Here is a 17,076-nt window from a genome sequence, read left to right as displayed (position 1 = left end):
AGGTCGCCCGTGGCTACCTCAACCGCGCCGAGCTCACCGCCGAACGCTTCCTCGACGACCCGTTCGCCCCAGGTGGGCGCCTGTACCGCACCGGTGACCTGGCCCGCCACCGCGCCGACGGCAACCTGGAATACCTGGGCCGCAACGACGACCAGGTAAAACTGCGCGGCCTGCGCATCGAGCTGGGCGAAATCCAGGCAGGCCTCACCGCCATCGCGGGCATCAAGGAAGCCGTGGTGATCGCCCGCGAACAACGCCTGGTCGCCTACTACACCGGCGAGCCACAAAGCACGCAAACCCTGCGCACGGCACTGCTCGCGCACCTGCCGGAATTCATGGTGCCCGCGCTGTTCATCCACCTTGAAGCCCTGCCGCTAAGCCCCAACGGCAAGCTCGACCGCAAGGTCCTGCCACAGCCCGACGCCATTGAGGAGCGCCCCTACGAAGCCCCACAAGGCGAAACCGAAACCCTGCTGGCCGCACTCTGGTGCGAGCTGCTGAACCTGGAGCGGGTAGGGCGCCACGACAATTTCTTCGAGCTCGGCGGGCACTCCCTGGCCGCCATCCGCCTGCTGGACAAACTAAGTAAGGCCAACCTGCCAGCGGCGCTCAATGATGTGTTCCAGCAACCCAGCCTGGCCGCGTTCGCCCGCCATCTGGACGCCAGCCGCATCGATCCCGCCCAGGCCGTGGTAACGGTCAGGGCTACCGGCAGCCAAACACCCCTGTTCCTCGTTCACGAGTTCACCGGCCTGGACTTCTACTTCCCCGTGCTCGGCCAGCACCTGCCCGGCGATTTTCCGGTGTACGGCTTGCCAGGCATACCCTGCGGCCAGGCGCAACCGCACACGCTGGAATGCCTGGCCCGCTATCAGGTCGAGCAGCTGCGCAAGGTTCAGCCCCACGGCCCCTATCGCCTGGCCGGCTGGTCGTTCGGCGGCGTGCTGGCGTTCGAGATGGCCAACCAGCTGCTGGGTGTGGACCAGGAGGTGGAATTCCTCGGCCTGATCGACACCTACGTGCCACGCCTGGCCGACCAGGGCAAGGCGCGTTGGCAGGGCCCGGGTGCGCTGGAGCGCCAGTTGCTGCTCAACTGCAGCAGCTTCTGGCGTTCCCAGGGCGAGGCGGGCGTTGCGCCCCTGGCGCAACTGCAACGCCTGGAAAACGAGCAGGCCGACTTCACCCAGCTGTTGGCCAGCTGCCGGGAACACCACCTGCTATACGGCCTGTGGTCGAGCATGGGCGATGAGCAACTGCGTCACTACTTCGAACGTGAACTGGCCCACGGCCATGCCATGGCGAACTACCGCCTGGCGCCGCTGACCCTGCCGGTGCACCTGTTCCGCGCCGAGCACGACAGCGCCAGCCGCGGCTGGCACGAGGCGCTGCCGGGCCAGGTGCTGCTGGAAGTCGGCGTGCCCGGCGACCACCGCAGCATGATGCAGGCACCGCATGTGGCCGCCTTGGGCGCTGCCCTGGGACAGGCGCTGGCCAGCCTGGCACGCCCCGTTGCGCAGCCGGCGGCGTACCAGCCGTTGGTAGCGATTCAGAGCGGCCAGCCAGGCCATGCGCCGCTGTTCTGCGTGCCAGGCGCCGGTGACAGCGTCACCAGTTTTATTGGCCTGGCCGAGGCACTGGGGCCGGAATGGCCGCTGTATGGGCTGCAGGCCCGTGGCCTTGAAGGCTCAGCCGTGCCCCATGCGACCGTGGAGGCGGCTGCCGAGCGCCACCTGCTGGCGATCGAGGCGCTGTACCCGCACGGCCCGTTGAACCTGGTCGGCCATTCGTTTGGTGGCTGGGTGGCGCACGCCATGGCCGTGCGCCTGGAAGCCAAGGGCCGCACGGTGCGTTCGCTGACCTTGATCGACAGCGAGGCGCCGGGCGAGGGCGGTTCCTGTGGCAGGCCCTACACCTTTGGCCAGGCGTTGGAAAAGCTGATTCAGGCGCTGCAGTTGTCCACCGGCAAAGCCCTGGGCATCGAGCCGCAGGGCTTTGCTGCGGCCAGCGATGACGAGCAGTTGCGCCAGTTGCATGGGGCGATGGTGCGCACCGGCCTGCTGCCGGCGCGCTCGGCGCCCGCCGTGCTGGAAGGCACGGTGCGCACCTTCGCCACGGCGCTGCGCACGCGCTATCGGCCGGCGCAGGGCTACCGTGGGCCGGTGGGGCTGGTATTGGTCGACGACCCCAGTTTGGATGCCCCGGCCAATGCCCGCGAGCAGGCGGCGATGCAGGCCGGCTGGCAGGCGCTGATGCCGCAACTGGCGCTGTGGCAGGGCCCAGGGGATCACTTCAGCATCCTCAAGGTGCCGGATGTGTTCAGCCTGGCGGCCTGGTGGCACGACGGGCAAGCGTTGCAGCCGGGCAAGGTGACCCAGTGAGTGAAGGCGTCCCGCCCCATTCGGGGCGGGGCAGGCCGTTGATGATGTGCTTTCAATGGAAGTGAGTGTTCATGGAAAAATCCAGCTTTCGCAAATTCAGCCTCGGCGCCGCCGTGGTGCTGGTGGCCGGCATCACCCTGTATGCGGTGCAGGCGCCGGCCAAGCCGCCGCAATACATTGTCGCCACCGTGGAAAAGGGCGACATCGAGAATGCCGTGCTGGCCACCGGCATGCTTGAAGGCATCAAGCAGGTGGATGTGGGCGCGCAGGTGTCCGGGCAGCTGAAATCGCTCAAGGTCAAGCTCGGCGACAAGGTCAGCCAGGGCCAGTGGCTGGCCGAGATCGACCCGCTGGTGCTGCGCAATACCCTGCGCCAGGCCGAGGTCGACGAGGAGAAGCTGCAGGCCGAAAAGCGCTCGACCCAGGCCCAGTTGCGCCAGGCCAAGCGCGTCTACGAGCGCTACCGGGAGTTGCAGGCCGACGAGTCGGTGTCACGCCAGGACTTCGAGAACGCAGAGTCGGACTATGAGGTCAAGCAAGCTTCGGTGCGCTCGCTGGACGCCCAGATACAAAGCGCCCGAGTGGAAATCGACACGGCCAAGGTCAACCTGGGCTACACCCGCATCAACGCACCGATCACCGGCCATGTGGTGGGCATCGTCACCCAGGAAGGGCAAACGGTGATCGCCAACCAACTGGCCCCCGTGCTGCTGAAACTGGCCGACCTGGACACCATGACGGTCAAGGCCCAGGTGTCGGAGGCCGACGTGATCCACATTACCCCCGGGCAAGCGGTGTACTTCACCATCCTCGGTGAAGACAAGCGCTACTACGCCAAGCTGCGCGGCACCGAGCCTGCGCCGCAGAACTACGCGCAAAGCAGCGACAAAAGCGACGGCAGCAGTGCCAAGCCCAAGGGCGCGGTGTTCTACAACGCCCTGTTCGAAGTACCCAACCCCGACCATCGCCTGCGTATCTCGATGACCGCCCAGGTGCATATCGTGCTCGACACCGCCCAGGGCGTGTTGACCGTGCCGGTGGCCGCGCTGGGCCTGCGCAATGGCGATGGCAGCTTCCCGGTACGGGTGCTCGACGCCAAGGGCTTCGCCCAGCAGCGCAACGTGCAGACCGGCATCAACAACAACGTCAAGGTGCAGATCAAGGACGGCCTGGCCGAAGGCGACCGGGTGGTGATCGGCGAGCCGGTGTCTGGCGAATCAGGGGCGTGAGCATGAACATGAATGTCGAGCTGACCCCGCACCTTGAAGTGCCCAGTGGCCAGGGCCAAGCCTTGTTGCGCTTGCGCGGTGTTACCCGCAGCTTCCTCGCCGGTGACCGTGAGTTCCTGGCGCTCAAGGGTATCGACCTGGACATCCGCAGCGGCGAGCTGGTAGCGATCATCGGGGCTTCTGGCTCGGGCAAGTCGACCCTGATGAACATCCTTGGCTGCCTGGACAACGCCAGCAGCGGTAGCTACCAGGTTGGCGGCCAGGAAACCCGTGAGCTGGACGACGATGCCCTGGCCGCGCTGCGCCGCGACCATTTCGGCTTCATCTTCCAGCGCTACCACCTGTTGCCGCACCTGGATGCGCTGCACAACGTCGAGATCCCAGCCGTGTACGCCGGCACCCCTCAGGCCCTGCGCCATGAAAGGGCGCGCGAGCTGCTGACTCGCCTGGGCCTGAACGGGCACCTGGAACACCGCCCGAGCCAGTTGTCCGGCGGCCAGCAGCAGCGCGTGAGTATCTGCCGCGCGTTGATGAACGGTGGCCAGGTGATCCTCGCCGACGAGCCCACCGGCGCCCTGGACACCGCCAGCGGCAAGGAGGTAATGAACATCCTGCTGGAGCTGCACAACGCTGGGCACACGGTAATCCTGGTAACCCACGACCCTAAGGTGGCCGCCCATGCGCAGCGCATCATCGAGGTCAGCGACGGGCAGATCATCAGCGACCGCAGCAACGCCCCAGGCAGCGTGCCTGCCCCCGCCGCCCAAGCCGCGCCGAAGGCTCCGCCCAGTCGGCGCCTGGTGGCCAGCCTGGGGATGTTCCGCGAGGCCTTCAAGATGGCCTGGATCGCCCTGGTTTCGCACCGCATGCGTACCTTGCTGACCATGCTCGGGATCATCATCGGCATCACTTCGGTGGTGTCGATCTCGGCCATTGGCGAAGGCGCCAAGGGCTACGTCCTCAAGGACATCCAGGCGATCGGCAGTAATACCATCGACATCTATTCGGGCAGCAACTTCGGCGACAGCCGGGCCAAGACCATCGAGACGCTGCTGCCCGCCGACGTGGCGGCGCTGAACGCGCTGTACTACGTCGACAGCGCCACTCCGGTGATCGGCCAGAGCACCCTGGTGCGCTACCGCAACCTGGACGTGGACGTGCAACTCAACGGGGTCAGCGAACACTACTTCCAGGTGCGTAACATTCCCCTGGCCGCGGGTATCGTGTTCAGCGCCGACGACGCCCGGCGCCAGGCCCAGGTGGTGGTGATCGACCACAACACGCGCACGCGCCTGTTCGGCAGCAACGTCGACCCGCTGGGGCAGGTGATCCTGGTTGGCAACCTGCCGTGCACGGTGATCGGCGTTACCGCGCAGAACAAGAACCTGTTCGTGGCCAGCAACCAGTTGAACATCTGGGTGCCCTATGAAACCGCTGCCGGGCGCGTACTGGGGCAGCGCCACCTGGACAGCATCAGCGTGCGCATCAAGGACGGGGTGCCAAGCAAGCGGGTGGAAGAGGAGGTCACCAAGGTGATGCTGCAGCGCCACGGCACCAAGGACTTCTTCACCAACAACCTCGACAGCATCATGCAGACCGTGCAGAAAACCAGCCGCTCACTGACCCTGCTGCTGTCGCTGATTGCCGTGATTTCGCTGGTGGTGGGGGGCATCGGGGTGATGAACATCATGCTGGTATCGGTCACCGAACGCACCCGCGAAATCGGCATCCGCATGGCGGTGGGGGCGCGGCAGTCGGACATTCGCCAGCAGTTCCTGGTGGAGGCGGTGATGGTCTGCCTGTTTGGCGGGGTGGTGGGGATCGGCTTGTCGTATGGGATCGGCTACCTGTTCGAGCTGTTCGTCAAACAGTGGGAAATGGTGTTCTCGCCGGCTTCGATCGTGATGGCGTTCGCCTGTTCGACCTTGATTGGCGTGGTGTTCGGCTTCGTGCCGGCGAGAAATGCGGCGCGGCTGGACCCCATCGAGGCGTTGGCGCGGGATTGAGGCTCCGCCGGCCCACACCCTCCGGTAGGAGCGAGCGCAGCTCGCGATGCGTCGCCGCAAGCGGCGCGGGGCCCGAAGGGCCCCTTCGCGAGCTGCGCTCGCTCCTACAGGGGAAACCCGGAGGGCCAGGAAGGCGTCATTCGGTATACATCCAGCGCATCAACGAATGCCGGCCACTGATGCCCAACTTGATTGCCGCCCGGCGCAGGTAGCTCTCCACGGTATTGACCTTGAGCTGCAAATGCTCGGCTTGCTCCGGCGCCGTTTGCCCGGCCAGCAGCCCCAGGCACACCTGGCATTCGCGTGCCGACAGCTTCAGGCCAGACTGGGCGATACGCTCAAGGAACCGCTCGGCCAGGCTTTCCGGGGCGCTGCGTTCGCTAGCGGGGCGCAGGGCGTGGGCGTGCTTTTCCAACATCGGCAACAACAGCGGCGAGATGTCATCCAGGCGGCTGCGTTCATGGGCGGAAAAGCCGTAGGCCGAGCCTGCACGCAGCACCTGGATTTCGTAGCGCGAGTCGCCTTTGCGGCGGATCAGGTGCAAGCGCGAGGGGTCGCTGAATTCCGCCTGGGGCCGGCGCTCCGAGGTGAATACGGTTTCGTGGATCACGCCTGCGTCGTTGCTGCATGACTGGCGAATCTGCGTGGCATCGATGGTCAGGTGGGCCTGGATCAGGTTGTGCAGCATGCGCGGAAACTCGCGGCTGCCAGTGCTGGCAATGACTTTGCCGATCTGGGGATAGAGCAAGTGAGCGTTCATCGTGTCGTCCATGAGTTCGGTGGCGCGAATCCCGTCGGTTTGGGCGGCCTTTATCCTGGGCCGGCGACGGGACGTGGTGAGTATCCTAGTACAACGATTGGGTGACGGTTAAATGAAGTAGAGATAGTGTCAGATTAATGGCATCTATTCCTTGACGTCTACTGCCCCGGGGGTTGTCGGGTATGATGCGCGCCTCAACTTTTTTCACGAGGCCTGCCCCATGTCCCTGAACGCTGAACAGATCGGCGAATTCCAAGCCTTTGCCGAGCAGCTGGCAGATGCCGCCGCTGCCGCGATCAAGCCGTATTTCCGGGCGAGCCTTGAGGTCGAGGACAAGGGCGGGCGGCTGTACGACCCGGTGACCGTGGCCGACAAGGCCGCCGAGGACGCCATGCGCGCCTTGATCCAGGCCCGCTACCCCGAGCACGGCATTCTCGGCGAGGAAGCCGGCGTGGCGGTGGGCAGTAGCCCGCTGACCTGGGTGCTGGACCCGATCGACGGCACCCGGGCGTTCATCACCGGGCTGCCGCTGTGGGGAACCTTGATCGCACTGAACGATGGCACGCAGCCTGTGGTTGGGGTAATGAACCAGCCATTCACCGGCGAACGCTTCGTCGGCACCCCGGCTGGCGCCTGGCGCAGTGGCACGCCGCTGAAAAGCCGGGCCTGCGCCGACCTGGCCGCCGCCACGCTGATGTGCACCACCCCGGACATGTTCGACACCGCCGCGCGCAAGGCCGCATTCGAAGCGGTGGCCGGCAAGGCGCGGCTGATGCGTTACGGCGGCGACTGCTATGCCTATTGCATGCTGGCGTCGGGCTTCGTCGATGTGATTGTCGAGGCAAGCCTGCAACCGTACGACGTGCAGGCGCTGATGCCGATCATCGAAGGGGCGGGCGGGGTGATCACCGCCTGGGATGGTAGCTCGGCACAGAACGGTGGTTGCGTGGTGGCCTGTGGCGACCCGGCGCTGCATGCACAGGTGGTGGAGATGTTGCGCCACGCCATGTGATTGAAGCGCAGGCCCTGCCAACTGCACAGTGCCCGCAAGCGCCCCGCAATACCTTGTAGGAGCGGGCTTGCCCGCGAACACCGGCGCAGTCGGTGCCATTCCCGCACTGTTCCCGTTTTGCGGGCACTCTGCTTGGCCAGGCCGTTGATTTCTTGATGCGTGTTATACCTGCCAGATCGCATCGCGAGCTTTGCTCGCTCCTACGGGGGAGAGGAAGTCAATCGGCGAGTGGTGAGGTGGCCCCATCCCTGGGGCCACAGGTCGTCAGGGTTGGAAACAGGCGATCATTTCGTATTGGGGACCGTTTGCGATCATGGGCATCAGTGTGAAAACGCGAATGCCGTTCGCGTTGACGTTCAGGTCGGTAGCGGCCCAGAGATAGGCATTGGGCTGCGTGAAACCACTATTTCCGAAACTGTCGTCCAGCGTTCCGTCAGCCAGCAGCCGTACCACGTACAACTCGGAGTGAATTTGATCGGCACTTTCAGCTTCGTAGTAACGTTCGCCCGCCAGCACCAGACGGCCCTGGTCATCGAATGAAGCGTGGTGAAGCGAGAGATTACCAACCGGCAGACGGACGATGCGTCTGAATCGCAGGTCCTGGTGGCCGTCCATGTCATAGCCGTAGAGGTTGGTTGCACCGGGTATCGCGATATTATGGGATGCACCCCTGCAGACCACGATCGTCCCATCTTTGATAGCCAGGCCAAAGGCCGTGTAATCGAACGGAAGTACGATGTAGCCCGTTCCATCTGCGAACGAAGTCTCCAGCTCCGCATTGGCTTTGAAGCGGAGTAGATACATGTAATCGCCGGCTTGTGCCAACAAGAAAAAGCCGCCGTCGTCGAGGAAAGCCACGCGGTAGGGGGTCAACGTGTTGCCCTGGATTTTCGGCAGTTCCCATCGACTTTCATTGCATTGAGGGCCAAGTGCGTTGACCAGTGCTCCCGTAGCCGGGTCCAGTGTCATGCAAAAGGTTTTTTCGGTAATAGAACCCTCTGCAGTCCCCTCCATCGAAATGAAAACGACCCTTATCAGGTCCGCTGCCAATGCCAGTTTCGGCGTGCTGATGTAGGTCGCTACTTTCGGAGAGATTTGTTCATCCAGCAATCGGCTTCCAGGCTCTTCAACAGGCCGCGTCGTGGCGATGCCGTCGTCTCCGAAGCCTGGCCAAGGCGAGAAATGCTCTGTGTAACGACCCACTACAATTTCCTGGTAAACGTCATCGCCTTCAAAATAGTACGCCTTGCCTGCTGTCAGAACGCCGTCCTGCGCATTGCCGGTGGTGTAAATCAGCGTCGTGAAGTCGTCAAATTGCAACGGCATTGGGCCGTTCTGATTTTTTGAAATCGGCACGTGCCCTGTTTCACGGTCCCAATGGCCGTCAGCGTTCATGCGTGTGAAGACCATGTTGGCGCGAGTGGGGTCATCCGGATTGAAACCATACATGGCCGCCGAGCCGTCATTGGCCCAGCCAACAGGGTATATCTGGAGGGAGTTCGTATCCGGATTCAAGCCGCCCATGGGAGGTATGCGTGCAATCCCGTCGCCTTTGTCGCCGTAGGAAAGGTCCAGGTCACCCGCTTTTCTGGTCTTCATCGCACGTGCTCTGATGGTGGAAGGTGCTCCAACAGTAAGCGCGGCGTCATTGCTCTGAAACTGGCAGAATTACCAGGTCGGCATTCAAGGGCGGCCACCGCACTTTTTCGGTTTCCTGGGCTCTATGCTTGGCCAGGCCGAACCGATCCCCAGTACGGCCGCCCATTCTCGACCCGGTGCCGATGGTTGCAAGCAACGCCAAAACTCTTCCGCGCCTGCTGCTGGCAGGCACGCTTATCGCCTTGGCCGGGTGCAGCCAGCAGCAGGGCCGTGACATCGTCAGCCAGTTCGGTGACGGCAAGCCCAGCGAGCTGTTCCAGACCAGCGTCGACCGCATGGCCACCCTGGCCATGCGCGACAACCTGCAAAGCCTGTACTTGCTGATGAACAAGCTGTACCTGCGCAACCCCAGCCAGTTGAAGCTGTCTGGCTACCTCGATGCTGCCACCGCCGAGCGGCAGATCCGCCTTGCCATCGAGCAGCGCCAGCCGCTGCCGCAGCTGGGCGAGCGCCGCGACCTGGCGGCGCTGAGCTATGCCCTGAGTCCGGAATTTCGCGGCGACCGGGTTGGCGCTTTCATCTACGCCATTGGCAGCATGTTGATCACTGCCCATGGTGGGCGTACCGAGTTCTACATGACCGATACCCTCGACCCGCTGTTCATCAACAATGCGGCGCGCAATATCGAGAAGGCCACCTGGATGCTCAGCCAGCGCCAGGATGCCAATGGGGTGCTGTTGCTGTTCAGCAACGAAATTTCCGAGGAGGGCAGCAACCTGAGCTTTGCCGTGGAGTTCGGCAAGATCGTGGCGCGCCTGGACCTGTTGGCCGAGTTGCTGGATGAGCGCTACCGGCGTATTGGCCTGAACTATGCGCAAAGCCTGCTGCTGATGAATTTCCTGCCGGTGCAGTGATCTCGAAACGCTACGCCAGCCTGGGGTAGGAGCGAGCGCAGCTCGCGATGCGGTGTCACGGCCGGGTTGGTCCCTTGAGCGTGTTACGCCTGCCAGATCGCATCGCGAGCTTTGCTCGCTCCTACGAGGGCGAGACGTGCAGGCGGGCTTAGGTATTGCGCAACTGTTCGAGCAACGGTTGGAACTCCACCAACAACCAGTCTCGCAACCGCCGGCAACTGGAGTCGTGTTCCTTTTCCTCGTTGAACGCTAGGAAATGGAAGGTGTCCTTGAGCACTAGCTCCTCGGGCACTGGCCGTACCAGCAGCCCCTGGGCCAGCAGCGGCGTCACCAGGTGGTGCCAGCCCAGCGCCACACCCTGGTTGCCCAGGGCCAATTGCACCAGCAGGTTGTAGTCGTTGGCATTGAAAAAGTGCGGCGCAGTGCTGGCGCGGCTTTTCAGGTCGACATCATGGAACGCCAGCCACACGTTCCAGTCGACATGCTCGGCCACCTGCGAGCGGCCGTAGGGGCTCAAGTTGAGCAGCGAGCCGTCGCGCAGGCCCTCCAGGGTGCGCACCTCGGGGTGCTCGGCCAGGTACTGCGGCGAGCATACCGGGTAGATCACATCGTGGTTCAGCGGGTGGCAGCTGTAGCCCGCCTGGATCTTGCCCAGCTTGGTGATATAGATGTCCGGGCGCACCCCAGGCTCCATCGACAGGAAGTTCTGCGTGGTGACCAGGTTGATGTCGATATCCGGGTTGTCTGCGAAGAACCTCGGCATCCGCGGCCCCATCCACAGTGCAGCGAAGGCCGGCGAGCAGCACAGGGTGACCACGTGCTTGGTGTTGGTGTTGCTGCGGATACGCTCGGCGGCCTGGGAGATGTTGACGAACGACAACTGCACCGCATCGAAGAAGATCGAACCGGCCACGCTCAGTTCCACCGCCCGGCCCACGCGGATGAACAGTTCAGCCCCCAGGTAGGTTTCCAGTTCGCGGATCTGCCGGCTGACCGCCGCCTGGGTCACGCACAGGGCTTCGGCGGCGCGGGTGAAATTCTGGTACTTGGCGGCGGCGACGAAAACCTTCACGGCGCGCAGGGAGGGCATCTTGATCAGCGTCTGATCGGGTTCGGAGTGTCTGACCATGATGGTGGCGGGATGTCCTTCGTCTAGCCAAGGGGGATCACTCTAGCCTGTCAAAGCCCTGGCGGTAAATGCGCAGGGGCTCTGGCACCGCCGCTGCAGGCTGATTGATAACTTCAGGTAATGGTTAGCGTCATGCAAATGTCGTTGGACCCCGTCTGGATCAGGGCCTAACGTAAAACCACGGCGCGGCATTCGCGACAGCGATGTCTAATAATTTCGAAGCAGGACTTTCTGCGTGCCGGTGTTGACTCACGTTCGAATTCGAACGGACTGCCAAGCGTACTCGCACTGATCTCTACCCGCCTTATTGAAAGTGCGATGTTGAAAGATTGGTTAATAAGCATAATAAAGAGGGTCGTATGAGCCATGCCGATGAGATTCTTTCGGTAAAAAACATCTTCAAGGTATTCGGGCCCAACCCCGACATGGCCATGGAGATGCTCCGCAAGGGCGCCGACAAGAACGAAATCTTCAGCAAGACCGGCCACGTCGTCGGCGTGTTCGATGCAAGCTTTTCCGTCAAACGTGGCGAAATCTTCGTCATCATGGGCCTCTCCGGCTCGGGCAAGTCGACCATGGTGCGGCTGTTCAACCGCCTGATCGAGCCCACCTCCGGCAGCATCCACCTCAACGGCAAGGAAATTACCGGGCTCTCCGACAAGGCCCTGCTCGACGTGCGCCGCAAGGAAATGGGCATGGTGTTCCAGTCCTTCGCGCTGATGCCGCACATGAGCGTGCTGCAGAACACCGCCTTTGGCCTTGAGATTGCCGGCGTGCCCGAAGCCGAGCGCAACAGCCGCGCCCGTGAAGCCCTCAGCCAAGTTGGCCTGGCCGGCCACGAACACAGCTACCCGCACCAGCTCTCCGGCGGCATGCAGCAGCGCGTGGGCCTGGCCCGGGCGCTGGCCAACGACCCCGCGATCCTGTTGATGGACGAAGCGTTTTCCGCCCTCGACCCGCTGATTCGCAGCGAGATGCAGGGCGAGCTGATTCGCCTGCAGGCCGAGCAGCAACGCACCATCATCTTCATTTCCCACGACATCGAGGAAGCCATCCGCATCGGCCATCGCATCGCGATCATGGAAGGTGGGCGGGTGGTGCAGATCGGCACCCCGCAGGAGCTGATAAACGAGCCGGCCAACGACTACGTGCGCACCTTCTTCAAGAGCTTCGACAGCTCGCGGGTGCTCAAGGCCGGTGATGTGGCCAAGTTCGACCCGGCCGTGGTGTGCAAGGTCAACGGCAAGGCGCCGAGTTTCCAGGCCGGCGTGCCGTTCGGCTACCTGGTCGACGACCGTGGCCAATTGCTCGGGGTGGTCGACACCGACGCCAGCGGTGCCACCGCCAGCGAGCGCTACAGCCTGCACGAGCAGCAACCGGTGTACACCGACACGCCGCTGCACGAGGTGCTGGGCATCGCCGCGGACCTGCCATACCCGGTGCCGGTGCTCGACCGCCAGGGGGCCTTCAAAGGCACCGTGTCGAAGAACGAGCTGCTGCAGACCCTGAGCCGCCACTAATACAAGAAGAGGTAAGCCCTCATGTCCGAATTCAGCCTGCTCGACCCGTTCCAGGCGGCCACCATCCCCCTGGGCGACTGGGTGACCGCCACCCTGAACTTCCTGGTACATAACTTCCGTGACGTGTTCCGTGCCATTCGCTGGCCCATCGACCAGGTGCTCAATGGCATCGAGTTCACCCTGCAGAGCATTCCGCCCACCATCGGTATCCTGCTTTCGTCACTGCTTGGCTGGCAGTTGGCAGGTAAGCGCATGGCGCTGCTGTGCTTCATCACCCTGACCTTGCTGGGGTTGATCGGCGTGTGGGCCGAGTCGATGACCACCCTGGCACTGGTGCTGACCTCGGTGTTCTTCTGCGCGGTGATCGGCATTCCACTGGGTATCGTCTGCGCCCGCAGCAACCGCCTGGAAAGCATCATTCGCCCGCTGCTCGACGCCATGCAGACCCTGCCGGCGTTCGTCTACCTGGTGCCGGTGGTCATGTTGTTCGGCATCGGCAACGTGCCGGGCGTGCTGGTGACCATCGTCTTCGCCCTGCCGCCTTTGGTGCGCCTGACCAACCTGGGCATCCGCCAGGTGCCGGAAGACAAGATCGAAGCCGCCCGCGCCTTCGGTTGCACGCCACGGCAGATGCTGACCCGCGTGCAATTGCCGCTGGCCACCTCGACCATCATGGCCGGCCTCAACCAAACCCTGATGCTGTCGCTGTCGATGGTGGTGATCGCCTCGATGATCTCGGTGGGCGGCCTGGGCCAGATGGTACTGCGCGGCATCGGCCGCCTGGACATGGGCCTGGCCACGGTCGGCGGCGTTGGCCTGGTGTTGCTGGCGATCTTCCTCGACCGCCTGACCCAGGCGATGGGCGCGCGCACCAGCGCCGACCCAAGCCGGCGCTGGTACCACACCGGCCCCGTAGGCCTGGTGCTGCGCCTGTGCGGCGCGGCGCAACCCCAAGGGCAGCGCAAGACTGCCTGAACAGCACCCTGGATACATTCGATCTGCCGCACTTGAAGATAACAATCAGAAGAAGGTAAGCGACGATGCACGAATCCACATTCACCCGCAGCATCCTCAAATGCGCTACCGCGCTGACCCTGGTGGCCGCCGCGCTGTGCGCCCATGCCTCGGCCGACAAGCCCGGCGAAGGGGTGAAGGTCACGCCGATCTTCCCATCCATTGCCGAAGAGCGGTTCCGTGGCGAAGTGGCCATGGAGGGCCTGCGCGAGCTGGGCTACAACGTGCAGGAGCCGAAGGAAACCGAGTACGGGGTGATGATGGTGGCCCTGGCCAACGGTGATGCCGACTTCACCGTGCACCTGTGGGAGAAGCTGCACGACAAGTTCTACCAGCAGGCTGGCGGTGACGATGTGATGGTCAAGACCGGCAACATCCTGCCGGGCGTTGCCCAGGGCTACCTGATCGACAAGAAAACCGCCGACCAGTACAACATCAAGTACATCACCGACCTGAAGAAACCCGAGATTGCCAAGCTGTTCGACACCGACGGCGATGGCAAGGCCGACATGACCGGCTGCAACCCAGGCTGGGGCTGCGAACTGGTGATCGCCCACCACATGAAGGCCTACGACCTGAGCAAGACCGTTACCGTCAACCAGGGTTCGTACTTCGCACTGATGGCCGACACCATCACCCGCTATAAGGAAGGCAAGCCGATCCTGTATTTCACCTGGGTGCCGCAGTGGATCGCCAGCGTGCTGGTCGAGGGCAAGGACGTGGTATGGCTGGAAGTGCCGAAAACCGACCTGCCGGACGGCAACAATGATGTCGATACCATGTACCACGGCAAGAACCTGGGCTTTGCCATCGACAAGGTGGTGGCGGTGCTGAACAAGGACTTCGCCAAGAAGAACCCGGCCGCCGAGAAGTTCCTGTCGCTGGTGCAGATCAGCACCGATGACGAGAGCAACCAGAACCTGAAGATGCAGAAGGGCGAGAAGAAGCCGGCCGACATCACGCGCCATGCCAAGGAGTGGGTAGAGGCGCATCGTCAGCAGTTCGACCAGTGGCTGCAGGCATCCCGCGCCGCCGCTACCCAGGCCAGCAACTAATCCTGTTTCATCTGCTTAGGCCTTTTCGCGGGGCAAGCCCGCTCCTACAGGAACAGCGCAAACTGCGCCTGTAGGAGCGGGCTTGCCCCGCGAAGAAGTCACCGCGTTTTCCCCGCCGTAGAGTCACCGCCATGAGCCATTTCGAAAGCATCCTCAAGAACACCAACCTCGCCCACCTCGACCCCGCCGGCCGCAGCACCCTCGGCCAGCCTTGCCGGCGGGTGGCCTTCGTCCTGCGCGAGCACTTTTCGATGATGGCCTTCACCGCCGCCATGGACACCCTGGTCACCGCCAACCTGATGAGCGCCACACCCCTGTTCGACATCCAGGTGGTGGGTGAGGGCGCCCAGGTGATGAGCGACCTGGGCATCGCCTTGCCGGTCAACCTGGCCCTGGCCGACCTGGAGGTGCAGGGCCTGGACTGCCTGCTGGTGTGCGGCGGATTCCGCGTGCGCCTGGAAGCCTCGCCGCTGCTGCGCAGCAAGTTGCGCCAGGCCGACCACCTGGGCTGCCAGCTGGGTGGGCTGTGGAATGGTGCCTATTTCCTCGCCGAAGCGGGTTTGCTCAATGACCACGACTGCGCGTTCCACCCCGATGGGCGGGCGATGATGAGCGAGTTGTTCCCCAAGGTACGGGTCAGCCGCCAGGCGCACCTGCTCGATGGCCGGCGCATGAGCTGCGCCGGGGCCAGCAGCGCGCTGGACATGATGCTGGCCATGCTCGAATTCAAGGGCGGCGAAGGGCTGCGCCGGGCAGTGGAACAGATGCTGGCCTGCGACCGCGCCCGGGGGCTTGGCGATACGCCGTCGAGCGCCCCGGAAGTGGACCCGAGCCTGCCGCGCGGGGTGCGCCTGGCGCTGGAGCTGATGCACGCCAATATCGAAGATCCCATTGGCATCGACGAAATTGCCGAACACGCCGGGCTGTCCCGCCGCCACCTGGAGCGCCTGTTCCGCCGCCATGTGCAGGCGACGCCGCCGCGTTATTACCTGGAGCTGCGCCTGACCCATGCGCGGCAGTTGTTGCAGCACACCAGCAAGTCGTTGACCGAGGTAGCGGTGGCCAGTGGGTTTGTCAGTTTTCCGCACTTCTACCGACGGTTCCGTGAGCTGTTCGCGATTGCACCCCGGCAGTTCAGGGCACGCAGCCAGGGGTGGGCAGGGCGGCAGGACATGGCGGTTCATTAAGGGTTTAATCTACCGTGTTTACGCCGGCCTGGTAGGAGCGAGCGTAGCTCGCGATGGGGCGCGCAGCGGCCCCGGTATTTCAGCTCCGCGGCCCATGATGCCGGGGCTGCTTTGCAGCCCATCGCGAGCTGCGCTCGCTCCTACCCGCGAAGAGGCCCGCACAGGCATAACTATTCTGTTCGCTGATCGCCCAATTCCACAGGCCCCATTGTCCGCTATCCGCCCACCCAATCCCAACGGCGCATTGCCCAACCCCCGGTTTTTTGCTTAGGTGTCACTCACCACAACAATAACGATCCCGAGTGCCTGCCCATGGAAAGCCGCCTGCTGAGCGAGCGCAGTAGCGTGTTCCATCACGCCGACCCCTATGCCGTGTCGGACTACGTCAACCGCCATGTCGGCCAGCACTGCATTGGCCTGTCGCACAGCACCCATCCCCAGGCCAGCCTCAGCCACCGCAGCTTCGCCGAACTCGACCTGTGCCGCATCAGCTACGGCGGCAGCGTGCGGGTGACCTCGCCGGCGCTGGAGTCCATCTACCACCTGCAAGTGCTGCTGCGCGGCAACTGCCTGTGGCGCGGGCACCGGCGCGAGCAGCACCTGGTGCCGGGCGAGCTGCTGCTGATAAACCCAGACGACCCCGTTGACCTGACCTATTCCGACGACTGCGAGAAATTCATCCTCAAAGTGCCCACGCGCCTGCTCGACTCGGTCTGCGAGCAGCAGCGCTGGCAACGGCCAGCAGGCGGCGTGCGCTTTGTGCGCAACCACTACCGGCTGGAGGAACTGGAAGGCTTCGTCAACCTGCTGGCCATGGTGTGCCAGGAAGCGGAAGTGAGCGAGCCGCTGCCCCGCGTGCAGGGCCATTACAGCCAGATTGTCGCCTGCAAGCTGCTGACCCTGATGAACACCAACGTCCAGCGCGAAAGCCTGGGCGCCGCCACTGCCAGCCTGGAGCGCATCCTCGACTACATCCACCACAACCTGAAGCTGGAGCTGAGTGCCGAAAGCCTGGCGGAGCAGGCCTGCATGAGCGTGCGTTCGCTGTATGCGCTGTTCGACCGCACGCTTGGTACCACGCCTGGCCAGTACGTTCGCCAGCGCAAGCTGGAGCGGGTGCACGCCTGCCTGAGCGACGCCAGTTGCCCGGTGCGCAGCGTCACCGAACTGGCCATGGACTACGGCTTCCTGCACCTGGGGCGGTTTGCCGAACGCTACCGCCAGCACTTCGGCGAGCTGCCGTCGGAAACCCTCCGGCAGCACCGCTGAAGCG

At 63.7% G+C, this 17,076-nt stretch carries 13 protein-coding genes; 10 read left to right on the top strand and 3 right to left on the bottom strand.

From position 1 onward, the window contains the following. The 3 genes from F3J45_RS28755 to F3J45_RS28745 all read left to right on the top strand — a co-directional run. Positions 1-2,378: non-ribosomal peptide synthetase (locus F3J45_RS28755; protein WP_167070739.1), on the top strand; the 2,378-nt coding region annotated here is incomplete at its 5' end. Between the two features lie 71 nt (positions 2,379-2,449). Beyond that, complete coding sequence (gene macA / locus F3J45_RS28750) at positions 2,450-3,607, top strand: macrolide transporter subunit MacA (RefSeq protein ID WP_167070738.1); 1,158 nt, start codon at positions 2,450-2,452, stop codon at positions 3,605-3,607. Between the two features lie 8 nt (positions 3,608-3,615). Next, positions 3,616-5,613: a MacB family efflux pump subunit gene (locus F3J45_RS28745; protein WP_167070741.1), complete on the top strand. Its 1,998-nt coding sequence runs from the start codon at positions 3,616-3,618 to the stop codon at positions 5,611-5,613. A gap of 136 nt (positions 5,614-5,749) precedes the next feature. On the opposite strand, the gene F3J45_RS28740 is transcribed toward F3J45_RS28745, so the two are convergent. Then, positions 5,750-6,373 (bottom strand): helix-turn-helix transcriptional regulator, encoded by a 624-nt coding sequence (locus F3J45_RS28740; protein WP_167070737.1) that lies wholly within the window; start codon positions 6,371-6,373, stop codon positions 5,750-5,752. A gap of 220 nt (positions 6,374-6,593) precedes the next feature. Here F3J45_RS28740 and hisN point away from each other — a divergent pair, with 220 nt between their 5' ends. Then, entirely contained in the window at positions 6,594-7,385 is a 792-nt protein-coding gene (gene hisN / locus F3J45_RS28735) for a histidinol-phosphatase (RefSeq protein ID WP_167070736.1), read from the top strand. A gap of 264 nt (positions 7,386-7,649) precedes the next feature. Here the strand turns inward: hisN and F3J45_RS28730 are convergent, their stop codons facing one another. After that, a complete protein-coding gene (locus F3J45_RS28730) occupies positions 7,650-8,984 on the bottom strand; it encodes a delta-60 repeat domain-containing protein (RefSeq protein ID WP_167070735.1) in 1,335 nt (444 codons plus the stop codon). Positions 8,985-9,166: 182 nt separating this feature from the next. Here F3J45_RS28730 and F3J45_RS28725 point away from each other — a divergent pair, with 182 nt between their 5' ends. Then, positions 9,167-9,898 carry a hypothetical protein gene (locus tag F3J45_RS28725; protein WP_167070734.1) on the top strand — a complete coding sequence of 244 codons (732 nt, stop codon included), beginning with the start codon at positions 9,167-9,169 and terminating at the stop codon, positions 9,896-9,898. 148 nt (positions 9,899-10,046) lie between these two features. On the opposite strand, the gene F3J45_RS28720 is transcribed toward F3J45_RS28725, so the two are convergent. Beyond that, entirely contained in the window at positions 10,047-11,027 is a 981-nt protein-coding gene (locus tag F3J45_RS28720; protein WP_167070733.1) for a LysR substrate-binding domain-containing protein, read from the bottom strand. Between the two features lie 359 nt (positions 11,028-11,386). On the opposite strand from F3J45_RS28720, the gene F3J45_RS28715 reads away from it, so the two are divergent. The 5 genes from F3J45_RS28715 (at position 11,387) to F3J45_RS28695 (ending at position 17,072) form a co-directional block, all read left to right on the top strand. After that, positions 11,387-12,547 (top strand): glycine betaine/L-proline ABC transporter ATP-binding protein, encoded by a 1,161-nt coding sequence (locus F3J45_RS28715; protein ID WP_167070732.1) that lies wholly within the window; start codon positions 11,387-11,389, stop codon positions 12,545-12,547. A 21-nt stretch (positions 12,548-12,568) separates the two neighbouring features. Next, entirely contained in the window at positions 12,569-13,522 is a 954-nt protein-coding gene (gene proW / locus F3J45_RS28710; RefSeq protein ID WP_167070731.1) for a glycine betaine/L-proline ABC transporter permease ProW, read from the top strand. A gap of 65 nt (positions 13,523-13,587) precedes the next feature. After that, positions 13,588-14,616 (top strand): glycine betaine/L-proline ABC transporter substrate-binding protein ProX, encoded by a 1,029-nt coding sequence (proX, locus tag F3J45_RS28705; RefSeq protein ID WP_167070730.1) that lies wholly within the window; start codon positions 13,588-13,590, stop codon positions 14,614-14,616. 131 nt (positions 14,617-14,747) lie between these two features. Continuing rightward, positions 14,748-15,803, top strand: coding sequence for a GlxA family transcriptional regulator (locus F3J45_RS28700; protein WP_167070729.1), 1,056 nt, complete (start codon positions 14,748-14,750; stop codon positions 15,801-15,803). 312 nt (positions 15,804-16,115) lie between these two features. After that, positions 16,116-17,072 carry an AraC family transcriptional regulator gene (locus F3J45_RS28695; protein ID WP_167070728.1) on the top strand — a complete coding sequence of 319 codons (957 nt, stop codon included), beginning with the start codon at positions 16,116-16,118 and terminating at the stop codon, positions 17,070-17,072. Positions 17,073-17,076 lie beyond the last annotated feature (4 nt).

The sequence above is a fragment of the Pantoea sp. Ap-967 genome, from assembly GCF_011752565.1.
Lineage (GTDB): Bacteria > Pseudomonadota > Gammaproteobacteria > Pseudomonadales > Pseudomonadaceae > Aquipseudomonas.
Note: the sequence above shows the minus strand (reverse complement) of the source record. Positions and strands in the feature narration are given on the sequence as shown.